Genomic DNA, 17,381 nt, shown 5'->3' with positions numbered 1-17,381 from the left:
TCCCCGCCATGCTCGACATCGACCTCTGCTGGAACGCTGTCTGTACCCGCGATACGGCCCATGACGGCCGATTCGTGTTTGCGGTCCAGACCACCGGCGTCTATTGCCGCCCCTCCTGCCCTGCCCGTCGCCCTCGTCAGGAGCGTGTGACGTTCTACACAACGCCACGCGAGGCAGAGGCAGCCGGGTATCGCGCCTGTAAACGCTGTCAGCCGGACCGGGAAAGCCCCGTTAAGCAGCAGGACGCCTTGATTCAGGCCGCATGTGCCCTGCTCGACCAGGCCGAGCAGCCGCTCTCCCTGGATCAACTGGCCTCGCGCATTGGGCTTTCACCCTCGCATCTGGCCCGGTTGTTCAAACAGCGTACCGGGCTTACACCCCGCGCCTGGGCTGAAGCCCGTCGCCAGCAGCGTCTGCAGGCCAACCTGCCTCGAGCGGAGACTGTTCTGGAAGCTGCGCTAGCCAGTGGGTATGGCAGCAGCCGCGCTGTCTATGAACAGCCCAACGCCCTGGCGCTGGCGCAACGTCGGCGCAAGGGTGCAGGAGAGCACATCCGTTATGGCATTGCTATCTGTTCACTTGGGCTGGTATTAGTCGCCAAGACCTCCCGTGGTCTCTGCGCCGTATTGTTTGGGGACGAGGCATCAGCGCTTGAACGGGAATTGGCCGAGCGCTTTGCCGCCGCCCATTGCGAGCATGACGATGCCGCCCTGGCCGATGAGCTTGCCCATGTCCATGCTCAGCTCGATAAGCCGACCCAGGTGTATGCCCTGCCGCTGGATATGCAGGGTAGTGCCTTTCAGCAACGGGTCTGGCAGGCCCTCATGCAGATCCCGCCCGGCGAGACCCGGCGCTACGGAGAGCTTGCTGTAGAACTGGACAGTCATCCACGCGCCATTGCCCGCGCCTGTGCCAGTAACACCCTGGGCCTGCTGGTGCCCTGTCATCGCGTCATCGGCGCCAGCGGAGCGTTGACCGGTTATCGCTGGGGCGTTGCGCGCAAGGAGACGCTACTCAAGCGCGAGACCGAAATGATTGAAACGAGTAAGGCGCCGCCGCGGTCCATCTAGGTACAGGCCCTTCAAGGAGATCGTTATGCATAACCTGCACCGTTACGCCATTCACTACCGCTTTAATGGCGAGCCGCTCGAAGAACAGATGGAGAGTTTTGAACCCATCACTCAGGAGCAGGCCATCATGCAGCTACTGATCAAGCATGTCCCCGAGCCCACCGGTGTGGTGGATGCCCCTTGGGAGCTGCATGCTCAGCCCAGCATCGAGCGACGTGCCGTTGAGGTTGGGCTAAGTGATGTCTGTATTCAGGAAGTGGCCTGAGGCGCTGTATTGCGCCTCATAACCAGGCGCGCTATACCGTCTCGGAAGGCTCGCCGGCCTTCATTTGGGATTGCAGGTAATTTTCCAGTCCCAGCTTGTCAATCAGCCGCAGCTGTTGTTCCAGCCAATAGGCGTGGTCTTCCTCGGTGTCTTCAAGCTGTGCCACCAAGATTTCACGACTGACGAAATCACCCACGCTGTTACACAGCGCAACGCCTTGGGCCAGTGCCTCACGCACTTCGTATTCCAGCGCCAGATCGCTGCGCAGCATGTCCGGCACTGTATGGCCTACATTGATGTCCTTGGGGCGCATGTCCGGCTGCCCTTCCAAAAAGAGGATACGACGCAGCAGGGCATCTGCATGTTGGGTTTCCTCTTCCATTTCATGGTTGATGCGCTCGTAAAGGCGCAGATACCCCCAGTCTTCATACATACGGGAATGGATGAAGTACTGATCGCGTGCGGCCAGCTCACCACGGAGCAGGTCCTTTAGATAATCAATGACTTGCGTATGACCTTTCATGGTTACTACCTAATTAAATGATCGCACCGGACCGAGCATCAGGCTCAGCTCAGCCATGGCGGGGGTGGAGGCTCATCGCTGGACGACGGTGCCTCGGCCTCTTTACGAGCCGCTTGGCGACGTGCCTCTTCGCGCCGGGCACCTTCGATTTCGCGCATGACGGATGAAACATCGGTCTGCCCCTCGGGTTCAGCATAGATGCCCGTAAGCGGGGTGTGCGGGTATAGCTCGCCCTTCTGATAAAGCGCCCACATCTCCGGTGCATACCGGGTCTGCTTCAGCTCAGGCGCAAAACGCCCAAAATACTGGGCCATGTTTTCCACATCACGGGCGAGCATACGGAAGGCATGGTTGTTGCCCGCCGCATCGATTGCCTGAGGGAGGTCAATGATCATCGGCCCATCGGTCGCCAACAACACGTTGAATTCGGACAAGTCGCCGTGTACCAGTCCGGCACACAACATAAGCACCACCTGCCGGATCATCAGCTCATGATACTCACGGGCCTCGTCGGGCGTCAGGGTCACGTCATTCAAACGCGGAGCGGCATCCCCCCGCTCGTCCGTCACCAGATCCATCAGCAGGACGCCATCCAGGAAATCATGCGGTTTCGGTACGCGAACGCCGGCGCCAGCCAGCCGGTACAGGGCGGCAACCTCGGCATTCTGCCAGGCTTCCTCCCGTTCCTTTCTGCCGTATTTAGTGCTCTTGGCCATGGCGCGTGCCTGACGGCTATTACGCACCTTGCGACCCTCCTGATACTCGGACGCCTGACGAAAGCTGCGCTTGTTTGCTTCCTTGTAGACCTTGGCGCAACGGATCTCGTCGCCGCACCGAACTACATATACGGAGGCCTCCTTGCCGCTCATCAGCGGGCGCAGCACCTCATCAATCAGGCCGTCCTCGACCAGAGATTCCATGCGCTTGGGTGTTTTCATCTGTTTGTACGTTGATCACTTCTGGCCATACCTACATAACGTTATACGTCATGACGCACGGCTCAGCAAAAATCACTCGCACAAACGGCACCCTCTAGTCCGCACATAAGTTCATTTCATGGTGCTTGAAAAACCGATAGAACCGCTTGAGATCACCCTGGGCCTCCTCCAGCTCGATCGGCCTGAAGCGCACTTCATGGTGGGCAGGGCATTGCGCCAGCCGGCAGAGATCCAGCGGATGCACGAAGCCGAGGACCGGATATCCCCCCATGGTCTGACAGTCTGCCATGAGCACAATGGGCTGGCCTTCCGGCGGAACCTGAACCGCTCCGGCCAGAACCCCCATAGACCACTGACGCACTGGCGCTGCAAGCGGTGCATCACCCTGCAGACGAATCCCCATGCGATCGGCCTGAGGACTGATTCGCCAGGATGAACCAAAGAACCGATCCCGCTGCTCGACCGCAAAGGCTTCTCCATCGCCCCCGACGACCAGACGTAACACCGGAGACTCACGGTAGTCGGGAATGAAGCGGCTCGCCGCACCCAGTGCCTTGTCGAAAGCCTCAAGCCCAGGGCTGCAAACCAGAATGTCATCGGCCTGCAACGCTTGACCATCGCCATTCAGGCCGCCCAGACCTTCGCGACGATGTGTGGCCACGCTACCCAGCACGGTCTTACCCCTGAAGCCACCCACTACGCCCAGGTAAGCGCGTTGCCCGGCTTGGGCAAATCCCAATTGCAGCCGCTGCCCAGCCTTCATGCAGAAGCGCGACCAGGCAGGAACCGTCTGTCCATCTACCGTCGCGCCCAGCGGTGCCCCGGTCAGTGCCAGCCAGGTATCGACCTGGGCTTCCAGCTCTACGCCACCCAGGGCAATTTCCAGGACCGGACTGCCATAGGAATTCTCGAGCAGATGATTGGCCCAGGCCGCCGCCTGACGGTCCATCGGACCTGATGTGGATACGCCCAGATGACGCCATCCATAACGACCGACGTCCTGCAGCAGGCTCAGCGGCCCCGGTTTTATGACTTTCAACCCTTTCATACCTGACCTCCCGCGGCGCGATAGGCGGCCTCGTCAACCGCAACGAACCGAACCCGATCGCCCACAGCAAGCGGACATGGCGGCTCGGCCTGTGCGTCAAAGAGCGGCCAGGCACTTAGTCCAAGGATATGCCAGCCCGCGGGTGACGCCTGGGGATAGATGGCGGTCATGCGTTCGGCAATCGCCACACTGCCAGCCTCCACCCGAGGCCGCGGTGAGGCCAGCCGAGGCAGGACGATTCGCTCATCCAGCTCGCCCATATAGGCAAAACCGGGCGCAAAGCCGATGGCACCGACCAGATAATCGCGTCCGCTATGCAAAGCAATCAATTCCGCGACCGTCAGCGAGCAGGCCTTGGCCACCGGCTCCAGGTCCGGCCCGCAGTACCAGACGGGTACTTCATGCCGGCGTGAAGAGCTCTGCACGGTTTCCGGCTCCTTGCGCCACCGCTCGACGATCGCCGTGACGCGAGCCTGAATGTCCGTCAGGTCGTAGCGCAACAAGTCATAGTGAATGAGCAACGTGTTCCAGCCCGGCACCAGATCGATCACACCGTCGCCCAGTGTGTGTTCAATCAGAGCGGCCAGACGGGCAATACGTCCGGGGAGATCGGGCGTGGGTGTATCCGCCAGGGTCAACATCAGCGCCTCGGCGCCGTAGGGCTCAATCCGGATCATGCCGCATCCAGAGCCGCCCGCAGGCGACGTAACACAGCGAGTGACTCGGCGTTGTCTCCATGGACACACAGGCTGTCTGCCGTCAGGCACATGGGTTGGCCATCGAAACCGGGAAAGGCATCCCCACGGGAAATGGCGATCGCCTGGGACAGAATACGTTCGGGATCATGATGGACCGCGCCCGCTTCCCGGCGAGGCGCCAGTTGCCCGTTGGGCATGTAGGCGCGGTCGGCGAAGGCTTCACGCAGCAAGGGTACGCCGACCTTCTCCGCCAGCTGCTGCTCACGGGTGTTGTCCGTCTTGGCGAGCACCATAAGCGGTAACCCCTCACGAAACTGCAAACAGGCCTCGAGCACGGCAGTGAGCAAGGTATCGTCACGCACCAGATCGTTATACAGGGCACCATGAGGTTTCACATATTGCACGGTCGTTCCTGCTGCGCGGCAGAAGGCATCCAGTGCGCCGATCTGATAGAGCACCAGCGCCTTCACCTCCTCCGGCGAGCACACCATATGCCGGCGGCCAAAGCCGACCAGATCCAGATAGGCCGGATGAGCACCGATTCGAACACCATGTCTTACGGCCAGGGCCACGGTTTTCTGCATCGTCAGCGGGTCCGAAGCATGGAAGCCACACGCGAGATTGGCCTGGTCCACCAGTGGCATGGCATGAGCATCATCGCCCATCGTCCAGGCTCCGAAGCTTTCGCCCATATCGCAATTCAGAAGGATACGCATGCTCATATCAGGATTCCCTTGATGCGGAAAAACCAGTCTTTGAGGAAATCATGCCGGCTGTCCAACAAAACTTTCCGGCCCCCGGCGATAAGGCTTTGTTGCTTCAGGCCGGTAATGCCTGTTCAGGCCCCACCTGCGCACAGAAGCCGCCGACTACCTGCTGGCTGAGCGCCACAATGGCCTCGTTCAACGTCAGTCCCACGCCCGTATGCCAACTGGCATACACGGCAAACGGCGGCGGTGCCTCGAAAGGCAGAAGCGCCAGAGCCCCGTGCTTCAGCGCCTCGCCAACGAGGGCCGGGGGCAACGCACCAATGCCAAATCCGTCCCTGATCAACTGGATGATGGCCGCCGCCGAGTTGACGCAAGAGACCCGGGGCGTCGAAATCCCGTGCTGATGCAGAAAGTTAAGCAGGTCCTGATGGGGACGCGAATTACGCGAGAAGGTAATCAACCGCTCGCGGGCCAGCTCATCCAGACTCGTGTACGCGCGGTTGAGCGGCGAGTCGGTTGCAACCACCCAGCGGATGGGATAACTGGCCAGCTTCAGGTTACGCACGCTTTCGGCGCGCAAGAGATCGGTCTGGAATACCAGATCAAGCTGTCCCTTGAGCAGCTGGTCGCTCAAGTTGAGCGCCGTATCGGCCAGCAGCTCGATTTCCACATTTGGATGGGCGTCGGTTACACAAGTGAACAAGGCGCTCAGCCAGCTGTGGATGACCGTGTCCATGGCGCCGATGCGTATCCGTCCGCTCAGCCGGGTTTCCTGCCCAAGCACTTTGCGCAGGTCGTGCCAGGTATCGATCATCTGCTCGGCGTACCCCAAGACCTTCTGGCCATCGGCTGTCAGCGTGACGCCTCGCGGATCGCGCAGGAACAGCTGGACACCCAGCTCGCCTTCAAGCACGGCGATACGGCTGGAAATTGCCGCCTGGGTGCTGGACAGTTTTTCAGCTGTCAGCCGAAAGCTGCCCAGACGCGCCACCCAGACAAATGTTTCGAGAAAGCGAAGGTTCATGCTGGCTTACCATCCCCGTGGAGCATTTCACTCTACCCCCTTTGAACGACCTCTCACCACTGGCCGTCAGTCGCCTCGCCCCTGAAAGGCCACGCTTTTTATCAATCAGCGGTGAACACTTTTATTTGTTGGACGTTCTTCACTATCCATACAAAAAATGGGGACGCTTCGCCTTGAGCGAGCCACTGCAGGTTTCTGGTATCGCAGATTGATACCTTTGGCGCGATCGTGCCCGTTGCAGTCATAACAAGAACTGACGCCGGCTCGGGCGGCGTAAATATCAAAGGAGGCGCTCCCGATCGCCTCCACACAGCCGTCAAACCCACCTGCCTGGGCATAACCGGCGAGGGAGACTCCCTATGCAAACCACAGTCAACCTGTGGCCACTAATCGGTGTGCTGGTCATCGTCATCGGCTTTGTGCTGCGCTTCAATCCCATGCTGGTCGTAGCCCTGGCAGCCCTGGCGACCGGTTTTGCGGCATCCATGCCGTTCGAGACCATTCTTGCCACTATCGGCGCCGGGTTCGTCAAGACACGTGCCCTGCCCCTCATCATCCTCCTGCCGCTTGCCGTAATCGGTCTTCTCGAACGGCATGGCCTGCGTGAGCATGCCCAGAACTGGATTGCCAAGATCCGCACCGCCACGGTGGGCCGGCTCCTGATCTTTTACCTGTTTGTACGGGAGCTGACGGCTGCGCTGGGCCTGACCAGCCTTGGAGGGCATCCGCAGATGGTGCGCCCTTTGCTCGCGCCCATGGCCGAAGGGGCTGCGGAAAACCGCTACGGCAAGCTGCCGGAGAAAATTCGCTACAAACTGCTCGCCTTGTGCGCTGCTACCGATAATGTCGGCCTGTTTTTTGGCGAGGACATCTTTGTCGCCTTTGGTGCCATCGCCCTGATGCATACCTTCCTGCTCGGCTCCAATATCGATGTTGAGCCGCTGCACATTGCGGTCTGGGGCATTCCTACCGCCATCTGTGCATTCATCATCCATGCCATTCGCCTCAAGCGCTTCAATAGCCAACTGGAGCGCGAGCTGGGCGGAAAACGTCCGGACGCCGACCATACGCCTACCGGCCGTCAGGAGTGATGCCATGATCCTCTCGATTCAATACCTTTACTGGCTGGCCGGCATCATCCTGGCAACCACGGCGATCATGACGTTTGCCGATCGCGCTCATCCCAAGCGCTGGACGACAGGTTTTTTCTGGGCGCTGTTCAGCCTTGTCTTTTTGGTAGGCGATCTATTGCCGCCCGCCTGGGTAGGCGTAGGCGTGCTGGTCATGGCCGTCATTGCAGGTACAGGTGGCGTCGGACTGGGCAAGCATGGGGAATTGCCTGCTGAAAAACGCCAAGCCAGTGCGCTGCGCCTCAAGAACAAATTGTTCATTCCCGCCCTGGCCATTCCGCTGGTCACCGTTATCGGCTCGGTAGTGGTCAAGGACGTGCAGGTCGGTGGCCTTCCACTGCTGGACCCTAAAAATACGACTTTTGTCTCCCTGGGTGTCGGCTGTCTGGTTTCCCTGGCCCTCGCCTGCTGGCTGACACGCGATACGCCTGTGCAATCCATGCGCGAATCACGCCGCCTGACCGAGGCCCTGGGCTGGGCCCTGGTACTGCCGCAGATGCTCGCCATGCTGGGGCTCCTGTTCAACGATGCGGGCGTTGGCAAGGCCGTCGCACACCTCACCACTTCCTATATCAATATGGATTTCCGCTTCGTGGCAGTGGCCGTGTATGTCGTGGGGATGGCGCTGTTTACCATCATTATGGGTAACGGCTTTGCGGCTTTCCCGGTGATGACAGGCGGTGTAGGCGTTCCGGTTCTGATTGGGCAGTACGATGCTAACCCGGCGGTGATGGCGGCCATAGGCATGTTCTCAGGCTACTGCGGCACGCTGATGACACCTATGGCAGCCAACTACAACATCGTGCCAGCCGCCCTGCTGAATCTGCCGGACAAGAATAGTGTCATCAAGGCACAAATCCCCACCGCCTTGAGTCTATTGGCAGTTAATATCATGCTGCTATATATCCTGATGTGAGGACCACCATGACTACCATCCTGTTGACCGGATTCGAACCGTTCGAGAACGAGCCCGTGAATCCTTCCTGGGAGGCCGTGCGCCAACTGGATGGTCTGAATCTGGGCGATGCCTACATCATCACGCGCCAGCTGCCGTGCGTCTTTGGTGCTGCCTTGGTCTCGCTGGATCACATGCTGGCCGCTCATCGGCCCGCCCTGGTGATTGGTGTAGGCCAGGCCGGGGGGCGTACGGACCTGACCCTCGAGCGCATAGCCATCAACGTGAACGATGCCCGTATTCCCGACAATAATGGTCAACAACCCATCGATACACCTGTAGTGCCAGGCGGTCCGGCGGCCTATTTCTCGACGCTACCTATTAAAGCCATTGTACGGGCACTCAGGGATGCCGGTATTCCTGCCTCGGTATCGCAGACGGCTGGCACATTTGTCTGCAACCATGTGTTTTATGGACTGATGCACCGGCTCGCCGGCACGAATGTGCGCGGCGGCTTCATCCATATCCCTTATCTGCCCGAACAAGCGGCCCGGCATCCAGGCCAGCCCTCCATGGCACTCGAAACTCTAGTAGCGGGCCTTGGAATTGCTGTGAAAGCGGCCATGATGACGCCCACCGATCTCAAGGAAACCGGTGGACAACTGAACTAGCTGTTTACCGTTACGCGGAACAACGGCTGTGCAGGCAAGCCTTAAAAAAGTAACCACTCACCGATCCCACGCAGGCCTCACCAGCTCCAGGCCGTGGTTCCCCTTGTAACCCGCCCGCTCCGGGGATGACCAGCCTGCCAGTAGGGTGTCATCCAGCGAATAAACCTCAACGCCCAGAGGGCGGCAGACGGACAGCGGGTCTTGCGCGTCCGGCCCCCACAGCGCAACGGACAGATCACCACCTGGGCAGGTCGACATAGCGCACAGCACGTCGATCTCCGTGAAAAACTCCAGGTAGTCTCCTTGCTTCGCCGGGCAGGCCTTCATGAAGTACATGTCCTCATCGTTAAGCCCGGTCACCTGAAAAATGTTTAGCACATCATGTACGTCGAACTCGGTCAGCCCGTAGGGCAATACCGCGCGGGTCAGGTTCGAATGGCAGTGATGATGGAAATCTTCTCCGGTCAGGAGCTTGTTGACGTAAGGATCGCAGCGGGTACCCAGCAGGTCATGAATGCGTCCGCCATGTTCGTCGATGCCATAACTAGCCAGGGTGTCGTCCGTGATGGTGACCATTGGCCGCAGAAAGGGCAGGTTCGACCACAGTCGATCATAGATAGACACATGAGCGCCCTGTAGCTGACGGGTACGGGCTGCCCATAGCCGCTCCCGTGGATCATGGGCATTCCAGATATTGAAGTCGCCCACTTGCGGCCCTACAGGCGTCGTCACTCGAAAGACATGCCCGGCCGGCACCCGCCACGCCCGCCCAGTACGGATCGGAACCTCAAAGGATTCAATAAGCGTGCGCTTGTCCTTGGCTTCCCGGATACGGTCATAGAAGGCCGTATCCACCGACAGGGCTGAACCGTGGCTCGCTTGATAGGCAGCAGGGTAATGCTTATACATGTCAGCTCCTTTCCCAAAGAAAAATCACTACACACTGGTAATGCCATGCCGCTGGCGCACCCTCAACACTAGCCCTGCCGCCCCTGCCCGGCCAGCACTGTTTTCTCAGCCACGAAACATGATGACCGGTAAGCCTTTACACTAGGGGTTCTGCTGACTGGAGCCCTTATGTCCACCCTGCTTGCCGATTGGCGCTACCGTCCGATGCACCGCCGTGTCTGGTTGCTAGCCGGCCCGATGATTCTGTCCAACCTGACCGTACCCCTCGTGACCCTGGTAGACAGCGCCATCGCTGGTCATCTGCCGGATATACATGATCTGGGCGCCGTGGCGGTGGGGGGAAGCCTCTACACCACAATGGTCGCGGTACTAGGCTTCCTACGCATGGGAACGACTGGATTCGCCGCACAAGCCAGTGGCCGTACGGATGGCAGTGCACTTCGGCAAGTCCTATTGCAAGGGCTGCTGCTGGCCTGTGTGCTGGCGCTGGGGTTGATCGGCCTTTCACTGCTAGGCCTTCCTCTGCTGCTGAACAGCATGACCTCCTCGGCAGCATTGAGCGAGGCCACTGAGCGCTTTTTTCAGATTCGCCTATTGGGTCTGCCTGCCGCCCTGTCGAGCTATGCTCTGATCGGCTGGCTACTGGGCACCCAGAACGCACGTGCGCCGCTGGCGATGCTGCTGACCACCAACATCGTCAATCTGCTGCTCGACGTGTTGTTCGTGTTCGGCTTTGGCTGGGGCATTCGCGGTATTGCAGCAGCAACCGCCCTGGCTGAGTGGTTCGGCGCGGGGCTTGGCCTATGGCTGGCGCGCCAGACACTGCATCACATGGCAGGCGCGGTTCGCATCGCGCGACTCAAGCGCTGGTCCACCTGGCGCCCCCTGCTGGCGGTTAACCGCGATATCTTTATCCGCTCGCTGGCCTTGCAAGGCGTCTTCTTTCTGATCACATTTCAGGGCGCACGTTTAGGTAATGCCACGGTGGCCGCTAACGCCCTTCTCCTCAATGGCCTGATGGTGACCGCATTCGCCCTGGATGGACTTGCCCATGCGGTGGAAGCGTTGGCAGGGCACGCCATTGGGGCTCGTGATCGCAAGGCCCTCCGGCAAACCCTGGTCATTGCCGCCGGCTGGTCGCTGCTGGCCAGTCTCTTATTTGCCCTGGGGTTTGCCTTGTTCGGTGCACGCTTCATCGACTTGCAAAGCGATCTTCCCGCGGTACGTGAAGCGGCTTATACATACCTTCCGTATCTGGCCGCACTGCCAGTCATTGCCATGAGCAGTTACCTGCTGGATGGGCTGTTCATCGGAGCAACCCGAGCCCGGGAAATGCGCAATGCGATGGTCATTGCCGTCCTGCTCGCCCTTCCGCTAGGCATTGCGCTCAAAGACCTGGGCAACCATGGGCTGTGGTTGTCGTTTCTGGGCTTCATGGCCTTGAGAGGTATCGTCCAGAGCTTTCAGGCCTGGCAGATGACCAGACGCAACGCCTGGATACCTGATCAGCACCCTCAAGACCCTTCTTGATGCCTAGCAAAGGTTGGCACAGGTAGCCCGGCGGAGAGATGACAGCCGGGCTTCGTCTCTCGCCTCCTACACGCCGCCTATTTTCCTTGGCAACACCGCGCGTTTCCAAGGGTCATATCAAGCGGAACGCCTTCTGGAACAAGGTTATCGCACCTACCTGCCACAGGACTCACCATGTACGCTGCGCCTGCACACCCTCGTGAAGCCGAGCGCCAAAAAGCGCTGGAGTCGCTTGAAATACTGGATACCCCGGCGGATGCCTATATGAATGCCCTGGTGCGGATCGCGCGGGACCTGTTCAAGGTCGACCGAGTGCTGATCAGCTTGATCGACCGTGAACAACAGTGCATCAAGGCCCACAGTGGATCACCCTTCAGCGCTACAGCACGCAGTGTTGCCTTTTGTGCCCATGCTCTGCTTGATACCCATCGCCCGCTGATCGTACCGGACGCCTTGAGCGATGAGCGTTTTGCATCCAACCCACTGGTGATCGAGCCCCCGTACATACGGTTTTATGCAGGGCATCCCCTCGTGGCGCCATCAGGTCTGCCCATTGGCACCTTGTGCCTGATGCATTCCGAGCCCAGGCAGCTGACGGCTCGGGAGCGTGACCGCCTGAGAGACCTTGCCCAAATGGCTGACGGCTACTTGAAACTACGCAGCCTTTCAGAGCAGACCCGCTACCTGCGCATCGTTATCTCACGCGAGCGCCGCAGAGCGATGCTCGATCCGCTGACACAATTATGGAATCGTGCGGCGCTGGAGCACTTCTATCCGGTCGAGCAAGCTGCCGCGCGGCGCGACAACGAGCGAATCGGCGCGCTGTTCATCGACCTGGATCACTTTAAGGCAGTCAACGATCAGCATGGCCATGCCGCAGGCGATCAGGTGCTTGTCGAAACCGCACACCGGATCGCCACCACGCTTCGCCCCCATGACTTGTTACTCAGGCTGGGGGGCGAAGAGTTTGTTGTGATCACCCGCATCAACAAGCCGGAACAGCTAGACGGCATCGCGGAACGCATACGCTTTTCCATTGCCGATACTCCCTTTTTGACCGTCAACGGCCCAGTTGCGGTTACCACCAGTATTGGCGGTGCCAATGGGGATGCCGATGAGCCTGCCGAGTCACTGTTGAAACGCGCTGATGCGGCTCTTTATCAGGCCAAGCACGAGGGCCGTAATCGAGTCGTGATGGCCTCTGAATCAGGCTCCCAAGGAACCTGACGGGCATTTATCGGCCCAAACAAGAGACCCCGTATCCACTGGAGGACGCCTGTATGCCTGAAGCTGATGACTATCCCAAGGACGATACCCAGCCTGAAACCCTGGATGACACGACGCCGGAACACAGCAAGAAAGAGAACATCGACAAGATCAAATATGACTCTGACGACATCATTCCTCCTGGCGTCTGGTAATTCACCTCTGAACGGGTAAGCCTGGGTTCCTCTCCCGGCTTACCCGGCGACTGCACCACTTCTTTCAACATCGCTGACATGAGGTATGATGCGCGTCATCATCACTCACCCTTACGTCGGAATGTCATGTAATGCGCAAGTCAGGGTATCTGCTAGGCGTTATCGCTTCGCTGCATGCAGGCCTTTCCCAAGCCGTAGACGGCTATAAGGGTTTGCACTTTGGTGATAGCAAGCAAACGGTACTGGAAAGCAAGATCTGCACCCTGACACCGCGTACTGCACCTATCGAGGGGCTGGAGTATTACAGCTGCCCCGATCTTAAGCTGGGCAAGGATAGCCTTGAGGCTGGGCTGTTCTTTATCGACAACCGCTTCTTGCGCCTTTCGATTGTCACGCCAGTTGAAAAGAGCTTTCTCATTGCTCAAGGCCTGACCGAGAAATATGGGCCACCCTCCTCGCAATCGCCGTCCGATCACTTCATCAAACTGGAAAGTCAGCCCAACAGTCATGCATTCATGGCGTTCGATAACAATACGGTGTTCTACAGGTTTTCCACCAACGCAGATATGAAGCGGCAGGCACTTCTGATCTACACCTCACCCGATTACGAGAAAATCCTCGTCAAACAGCAGCTCAAGGGCATCAATCCAGACCTCTAGATTGCCAGTGAGCACTCCAGCGTGCAGATGTCCAGCCTCAAATGCTGATTTGGCGATCTGCCAGACAGAACAGCGAAATCTTTTCAAAGCGCCACGGAACAATAGCACATCGCCATTGTCAGACCTCGTCGCTGGAGTTGTGATTGTTCCATAAACACGTTTTTATCTTGTTATAAAACCCGTTCTTTATTCAGGGTTTTATTGGCGTATTTATTTTTGCTAATAACAATAAGCGTGTGCAGGTCTGGCCAGACTTTAAAGCAAATCCCGATTGTCGGAATTATTTTTTTAGACTTTTCACTATACGTTTCACATTCTAATTTATGATGGCTTTACGATCTCGCGTTGTTATTAAAGCGGCCAAGCCTGACCAAGGAAGCGGAACTCCTCATGCACAGGGATGAGCAGTTGGATCCCAACTTACTACCTCTAAAAAATCGTCTTAGTTTCAACCTTTGAATCAAGGATAGTTCAATGAATAACCGAAATGTGTGGGTCGATTATGCCAAGGCCATTGGTATAATCCTGGTTGTCTATGGCCATGTGCTCCGCGGGCTTTTAAATGCCGGCATCATCAAGACCGATGTCGAGACGCACATGCTTGTGGACAGCATCATCTACAGCTTTCACATGCCGTTGTTCTTCTTCCTGTCTGGCCTGTTTTTCTTCAAATCGCTAACGAGTCGCGGCGGTAAGGGCGTGTTCGTCAACAAGCTGGACACGGTTGTCTACCCTTTCCTTGTCTGGTCAATCCTGCAGGGCGTAATTGAAGCCTTCCTCTCTCGCTATACCAATGGCGATGTAACGCTGGGTGAGGTGTTCTCCCTATTGTGGCGGCCCAGAGCTCAGTTCTGGTTCCTGTATGCGCTGTTCTTTGTATTTGTTTTGTCCATCGTGCTGTACGGCAGCAAATCGAAGAAGGTTTTCCTACCCATTTTCCTGCTGTCCGCCGTGGCCTACGGGCTCCAGCAATACGCGCCGCGCCAGATGCTGGTCGACTTTCTGATCCAGAACTTCGTGTTTTTCGCCTTTGGCGTCTGGTTTACCAATATTGCTGCTGCCATCGAAGCGCAGCCAGGTCGCATAGCAGCCTTTACGCTTCTGGTTACAGCGGGACTGGAGTATCAGTTCCATATCATCTCGCATCACACTTATACCGACCGCGGATGGATGTCGCTGATGGTGGCGCTATCGGCCATTCTGCTAGTTACGAGCCTGTCCATGCTGCTGGCCCGCAAACCTGTTCAGTGGTTCATTACCATCGGTACGCTGTCCATGCCGATCTATCTCATGCACATCCTGGCCGGGAGCGGCGTGCGCGTTATCCTGAGCAAGTTCCTGCATGTCGATAACGTCTACCTGCATATTTTTGCAGCGTGCCTTGTTGGCATTGTCGTACCGATTATTGCTGCCAAAATCATGCTGAAACTGCATATGGACTATATGTTCCAGGCACCAAAGTTAAACTTCCTAAAAAAGCACCCAAAGCAGCCGAGTAACGATACACCCTCGGTTGCTTCCTAAAGCGTTAACTAAAAGCCCCGCTAATTATATTGGCGGGGCTTTTTTATTCTCCAAACACTTACTATTATCCAGCAGTATTAATTCCCTAAAACAAAAACAGTGAGTGGATAATTAATGCCTTCCAATCTGGATACTTTATTAAAAGAACTGGAAACCTTTGGGGAAGTTAACGATAGCCGTACGCATGAGCGGCCAAGTCGCATGCTGAACATCACACGTGATACGGGTGAGTTTCTTTATGTCATGGTTCAGGCTACCAATGCCAAGCGTGTCTTGGAAATCGGGACCTCCAATGGCTACTCCACTTTGTGGCTGGCAAAAGCGGCTCATACAGTGGGCGGAACCATTCGCACCGTGGAGCTTTCTGAAGCCAAAATCGAGCTGGCACGGCAGAACTTCAAGCGCTCCGGGCTCGAGGCGCTGATAACACAGCTTCACAGTGACGGCGGTGCCATCCTGGCTGCACAGGACAAGTACTCACTGGACCTTGTGTTTCTTGATTCCGAGCGCTGCCAATATTGTGGCTGGTGGCCTGACCTCAGAAGAGTCCTGCGCCCGGGCGGCCTTCTGATCGTGGACAATGCCTTGTCCCATGCCGATGAAATGGCGGCCTTCAAGGCTCTGGTTGAGAGCGATCCGGACTTTTCGACTTGCCTTGTGCCGGTAGGCAAAGGTGAGTTTCTGGCAACCCGTCGGCCTTGAACCTGCCCTGCCGGGAGCACTGCGCTCCCGTGCAGAGCTTTACACCATCAGATTGTCTCTTTATCGGACAAGTACGGTGTCGGCTGATGAGCGGAGGTACTTTGCTCAAGGGACGGAACCTCGAAAGCTACAGCACCCTGCGGGTTTGTGGCCGAGACACCGGAGTAATGCCCAGAGGGGTTGTGCGACTCAATAGCCTTACCGTTGAAGCGTTGGGTTGCAATTGTATAGCGCTGACCGGAGCGCCCAAGACGCTGACTCCATGACTGACCCTGGGAAACCCCATCGCCAGTATCGGATTCTTTGGCTGTCTGCAGTAAGTCCCGGGTATCCATCACATCACCACCCGTAGAGCCGACCGGGGTTTCAACAGAAGCATCGCGATCTGCTGCCAGGGCGGTGTAGCTCACGGTATTGATTACTGCAAACGCTGCCATTTTCTGAAAGAGATTCATAATACTGTCCTCGCTGGCCATGAATGAGCAAGCAGGGTCAGAGTAGAAAAAGAGCTCTTAACAGCGTCTGAATCGCGGCTTAATACAGGCTGAACGAAGCCTGCATTAGCGGGAGAAGAGAACTGGCCAACGGTAAATGACCATTGGCCAGTCGGTCATCAGGCGTCCTGATGGTAACGGGTAACGCGCTCGACTTCCTCTTTGGAGCCGAGGAAGACGGCTACACGCTGATGCAGGCCTTCCGGTTGCACTTCCAGAATACGCTGGTAACCATTGGTGGCCGCACCGCCTGCCTGCTCGACCAGCATGGCCATCGGGTTGGCTTCGTACATCAGACGCAGCTTGCCGGGCTTTTCCGGTTCACGAGCATCACGTGGGTACATGAAGATACCGCCACGGGTAAGAATACGATGCACATCGGCCACCATGGAGGCGATCCAGCGCATGTTGTAGTTCTTCTCCAGTGGACCTTCCTTGCCAGCCAGCAGCTCGCTTACGTAACGCTGTACCGGCGGCTCCCAGTGACGCTGGTTGGACATGTTGATAGCGAACTCGGCAGTTGTCTCCGGAATGGAGATGTTTTCGTGTGTCAATACGAAGCTGCCCAGCTCACGGTCCAGGGTAAAGCCTTTGACGCCATCACCCAGGGTCAGAATGAACATGGTCTGGGGGCCATAGATGGCATAGCCTGCAGCGACCTGCTCAGTGCCCTTTTGCATGAAGGCTTCTTCAGTGGTATCACCGTAGGTGGCACCCCCATGATCCTTACGCAGAACGGAGAAAATAGTGCCAACCGACACGTTAACGTCAATGTTGGAGGAGCCGTCCAGGGGATCGAACATCAGCAGATAAGCACCCTTGGGGTACTCACCAGGGATCTGGTGAACCTGGTCCATCTCTTCGGACGCCATGCCAGCCAGGGTGCCGCCCCACTCGTTGGCTTCAAGCAGGATTTCGTTGGACAGGACGTCCAGCTTCTTCTGAACTTCGCCCTGAACGTTTTCAGTGCCCATGCTGCCCAGTACGCCACCTAGCGCACCCTTGGATACCTCATAGCTGATTCGCTTGCAGGCACGGCCTACGACTTCGATCAGAAAACGCAGATCGGCTGGGGTTTTATGACTACGGGTCTGTTCGATCAGATAGCGGCTCAGCGTAATACGGGACATGTGAGGCTCCGGTAGAAAAGGTTCGCGCAGTGTAGCGCGG

General features: G+C 57.6%; 20 protein-coding genes. 11 read left to right on the top strand and 9 right to left on the bottom strand.

Going from position 1 to position 17,381, the window contains the following annotated elements; genetic code table 11:
- Positions 1-8 precede the first annotated feature (8 nt).
- Positions 9-1,070 carry a bifunctional DNA-binding transcriptional regulator/O6-methylguanine-DNA methyltransferase Ada gene (gene ada, locus GM154_RS05035; protein WP_219651172.1) on the top strand — a complete coding sequence of 354 codons (1,062 nt, stop codon included), beginning with the start codon at positions 9-11 and terminating at the stop codon, positions 1,068-1,070.
- A 25-nt stretch (positions 1,071-1,095) separates the two neighbouring features.
- On the top strand, positions 1,096-1,335 hold the full coding sequence (locus tag GM154_RS05030; protein ID WP_010795525.1) for a hypothetical protein: 240 nt from the start codon (positions 1,096-1,098) through the stop codon (positions 1,333-1,335).
- Between the two features lie 31 nt (positions 1,336-1,366).
- On the opposite strand, the gene bfr is transcribed toward GM154_RS05030, so the two are convergent.
- The 6 genes from bfr to GM154_RS05000 form a co-directional block, all read right to left on the bottom strand.
- A complete protein-coding gene (gene bfr, locus GM154_RS05025) occupies positions 1,367-1,858 on the bottom strand; it encodes a bacterioferritin (protein WP_074822525.1) in 492 nt (163 codons plus the stop codon).
- A gap of 44 nt (positions 1,859-1,902) precedes the next feature.
- Positions 1,903-2,796 (bottom strand): PA4780 family RIO1-like protein kinase, encoded by an 894-nt coding sequence (locus tag GM154_RS05020; protein WP_219651171.1) that lies wholly within the window; start codon positions 2,794-2,796, stop codon positions 1,903-1,905.
- A 94-nt stretch (positions 2,797-2,890) separates the two neighbouring features.
- Positions 2,891-3,844, bottom strand: a complete 954-nt coding sequence (locus GM154_RS05015) for a biotin-dependent carboxyltransferase family protein (protein ID WP_219651170.1) — start codon at positions 3,842-3,844, stop codon at positions 2,891-2,893.
- A complete protein-coding gene (locus tag GM154_RS05010; protein WP_219651169.1) occupies positions 3,841-4,521 on the bottom strand; it encodes an allophanate hydrolase subunit 1 in 681 nt (226 codons plus the stop codon). Before GM154_RS05010 ends, GM154_RS05015 begins: the two co-directional genes overlap by 4 nt.
- Positions 4,518-5,264, bottom strand: coding sequence for a 5-oxoprolinase subunit PxpA (locus GM154_RS05005; protein WP_219651168.1), 747 nt, complete (start codon positions 5,262-5,264; stop codon positions 4,518-4,520). The genes GM154_RS05010 and GM154_RS05005 overlap by 4 nt, the downstream gene beginning before the upstream one ends.
- Before the next feature lie 97 nt (positions 5,265-5,361).
- Complete coding sequence (locus GM154_RS05000; protein WP_219651167.1) at positions 5,362-6,276, bottom strand: LysR family transcriptional regulator; 915 nt, start codon at positions 6,274-6,276, stop codon at positions 5,362-5,364.
- 359 nt (positions 6,277-6,635) lie between these two features.
- Between GM154_RS05000 and GM154_RS04995 the strand changes: the two genes are divergently transcribed.
- The 3 genes from GM154_RS04995 to pcp are packed head-to-tail and all read left to right on the top strand — an operon-like array spanning position 6,636 to position 8,972.
- Positions 6,636-7,367, top strand: coding sequence for a DUF969 domain-containing protein (locus tag GM154_RS04995; protein ID WP_219651166.1), 732 nt, complete (start codon positions 6,636-6,638; stop codon positions 7,365-7,367).
- A 4-nt stretch (positions 7,368-7,371) separates the two neighbouring features.
- Positions 7,372-8,322: a DUF979 domain-containing protein gene (locus tag GM154_RS04990; protein WP_219651165.1), complete on the top strand. Its 951-nt coding sequence runs from the start codon at positions 7,372-7,374 to the stop codon at positions 8,320-8,322.
- An 8-nt stretch (positions 8,323-8,330) separates the two neighbouring features.
- Positions 8,331-8,972 (top strand): pyroglutamyl-peptidase I, encoded by a 642-nt coding sequence (gene pcp / locus GM154_RS04985; RefSeq protein ID WP_074822501.1) that lies wholly within the window; start codon positions 8,331-8,333, stop codon positions 8,970-8,972.
- 57 nt (positions 8,973-9,029) lie between these two features.
- Here the strand turns inward: pcp and GM154_RS04980 are convergent, their stop codons facing one another.
- Positions 9,030-9,881 (bottom strand): DUF1989 domain-containing protein, encoded by an 852-nt coding sequence (locus GM154_RS04980; RefSeq protein ID WP_219651164.1) that lies wholly within the window; start codon positions 9,879-9,881, stop codon positions 9,030-9,032.
- A 168-nt stretch (positions 9,882-10,049) separates the two neighbouring features.
- On the opposite strand from GM154_RS04980, the gene GM154_RS04975 reads away from it, so the two are divergent.
- The 6 genes from GM154_RS04975 (at position 10,050) to GM154_RS04950 (ending at position 15,717) form a co-directional block, all read left to right on the top strand.
- The gene (locus GM154_RS04975; RefSeq protein WP_219651163.1) at positions 10,050-11,411 is read left to right on the top strand and encodes an MATE family efflux transporter; all 1,362 of its coding nucleotides are present in this window, start codon (positions 10,050-10,052) and stop codon (positions 11,409-11,411) included.
- Between the two features lie 174 nt (positions 11,412-11,585).
- Positions 11,586-12,638: a sensor domain-containing diguanylate cyclase gene (locus tag GM154_RS04970; RefSeq protein ID WP_219651162.1), complete on the top strand. Its 1,053-nt coding sequence runs from the start codon at positions 11,586-11,588 to the stop codon at positions 12,636-12,638.
- A gap of 53 nt (positions 12,639-12,691) precedes the next feature.
- A complete protein-coding gene (locus tag GM154_RS04965; RefSeq protein WP_162997549.1) occupies positions 12,692-12,832 on the top strand; it encodes a hypothetical protein in 141 nt (46 codons plus the stop codon).
- A gap of 131 nt (positions 12,833-12,963) precedes the next feature.
- A complete protein-coding gene (locus GM154_RS04960) occupies positions 12,964-13,491 on the top strand; it encodes a hypothetical protein (protein WP_150346741.1) in 528 nt (175 codons plus the stop codon).
- 474 nt (positions 13,492-13,965) lie between these two features.
- Positions 13,966-15,015, top strand: a complete 1,050-nt coding sequence (locus tag GM154_RS04955; protein ID WP_219651161.1) for an acyltransferase family protein — start codon at positions 13,966-13,968, stop codon at positions 15,013-15,015.
- A gap of 114 nt (positions 15,016-15,129) precedes the next feature.
- Positions 15,130-15,717 (top strand): O-methyltransferase, encoded by a 588-nt coding sequence (locus tag GM154_RS04950; protein WP_074822486.1) that lies wholly within the window; start codon positions 15,130-15,132, stop codon positions 15,715-15,717.
- A 47-nt stretch (positions 15,718-15,764) separates the two neighbouring features.
- Here the strand turns inward: GM154_RS04950 and GM154_RS04945 are convergent, their stop codons facing one another.
- Positions 15,765-16,172, bottom strand: coding sequence for a hypothetical protein (locus tag GM154_RS04945; protein ID WP_139208686.1), 408 nt, complete (start codon positions 16,170-16,172; stop codon positions 15,765-15,767).
- A 158-nt stretch (positions 16,173-16,330) separates the two neighbouring features.
- Positions 16,331-17,341, bottom strand: a complete 1,011-nt coding sequence (locus GM154_RS04940; RefSeq protein WP_010795543.1) for a class 1 fructose-bisphosphatase — start codon at positions 17,339-17,341, stop codon at positions 16,331-16,333.
- Positions 17,342-17,381: the final 40 nt, after the last annotated feature.

Source organism: Pseudomonas sp. MAG002Y (assembly GCF_019400845.1).
GTDB lineage: Bacteria > Pseudomonadota > Gammaproteobacteria > Pseudomonadales > Pseudomonadaceae > Chryseomonas > Chryseomonas luteola.
This window is presented reverse-complemented; position numbering and strand designations above follow the sequence as displayed.

Excerpts from the sequence above, each read along its gene's own strand:
- ada (WP_219651172.1), top strand. The coding sequence starts at position 9 with ATGCTCGACATCGACCTCTGCTGGAACGCTGTCTGTACCCGCGATACG.
- GM154_RS05030 (WP_010795525.1), top strand. The coding sequence starts at position 1,096 with ATGCATAACCTGCACCGTTACGCCATTCACTACCGCTTTAATGGCGAG.
- bfr (WP_074822525.1), bottom strand. The coding sequence starts at position 1,858 with ATGAAAGGTCATACGCAAGTCATTGATTATCTAAAGGACCTGCTCCGT.
- GM154_RS05020 (WP_219651171.1), bottom strand. The coding sequence starts at position 2,796 with ATGAAAACACCCAAGCGCATGGAATCTCTGGTCGAGGACGGCCTGATT.
- GM154_RS05015 (WP_219651170.1), bottom strand. The coding sequence starts at position 3,844 with ATGAAAGGGTTGAAAGTCATAAAACCGGGGCCGCTGAGCCTGCTGCAG.
- GM154_RS05010 (WP_219651169.1), bottom strand. The coding sequence starts at position 4,521 with ATGATCCGGATTGAGCCCTACGGCGCCGAGGCGCTGATGTTGACCCTG.
- GM154_RS05005 (WP_219651168.1), bottom strand. The coding sequence starts at position 5,264 with ATGAGCATGCGTATCCTTCTGAATTGCGATATGGGCGAAAGCTTCGGA.
- GM154_RS05000 (WP_219651167.1), bottom strand. The coding sequence starts at position 6,276 with ATGAACCTTCGCTTTCTCGAAACATTTGTCTGGGTGGCGCGTCTGGGC.
- GM154_RS04995 (WP_219651166.1), top strand. The coding sequence starts at position 6,636 with ATGCAAACCACAGTCAACCTGTGGCCACTAATCGGTGTGCTGGTCATC.
- GM154_RS04990 (WP_219651165.1), top strand. The coding sequence starts at position 7,372 with ATGATCCTCTCGATTCAATACCTTTACTGGCTGGCCGGCATCATCCTG.
- pcp (WP_074822501.1), top strand. The coding sequence starts at position 8,331 with ATGACTACCATCCTGTTGACCGGATTCGAACCGTTCGAGAACGAGCCC.
- GM154_RS04980 (WP_219651164.1), bottom strand. The coding sequence starts at position 9,881 with ATGTATAAGCATTACCCTGCTGCCTATCAAGCGAGCCACGGTTCAGCC.
- GM154_RS04975 (WP_219651163.1), top strand. The coding sequence starts at position 10,050 with ATGTCCACCCTGCTTGCCGATTGGCGCTACCGTCCGATGCACCGCCGT.
- GM154_RS04970 (WP_219651162.1), top strand. The coding sequence starts at position 11,586 with ATGTACGCTGCGCCTGCACACCCTCGTGAAGCCGAGCGCCAAAAAGCG.
- GM154_RS04965 (WP_162997549.1), top strand. The coding sequence starts at position 12,692 with ATGCCTGAAGCTGATGACTATCCCAAGGACGATACCCAGCCTGAAACC.
- GM154_RS04960 (WP_150346741.1), top strand. The coding sequence starts at position 12,964 with ATGCGCAAGTCAGGGTATCTGCTAGGCGTTATCGCTTCGCTGCATGCA.
- GM154_RS04955 (WP_219651161.1), top strand. The coding sequence starts at position 13,966 with ATGAATAACCGAAATGTGTGGGTCGATTATGCCAAGGCCATTGGTATA.
- GM154_RS04950 (WP_074822486.1), top strand. The coding sequence starts at position 15,130 with ATGCCTTCCAATCTGGATACTTTATTAAAAGAACTGGAAACCTTTGGG.
- GM154_RS04945 (WP_139208686.1), bottom strand. The coding sequence starts at position 16,172 with ATGAATCTCTTTCAGAAAATGGCAGCGTTTGCAGTAATCAATACCGTG.
- GM154_RS04940 (WP_010795543.1), bottom strand. The coding sequence starts at position 17,341 with ATGTCCCGTATTACGCTGAGCCGCTATCTGATCGAACAGACCCGTAGT.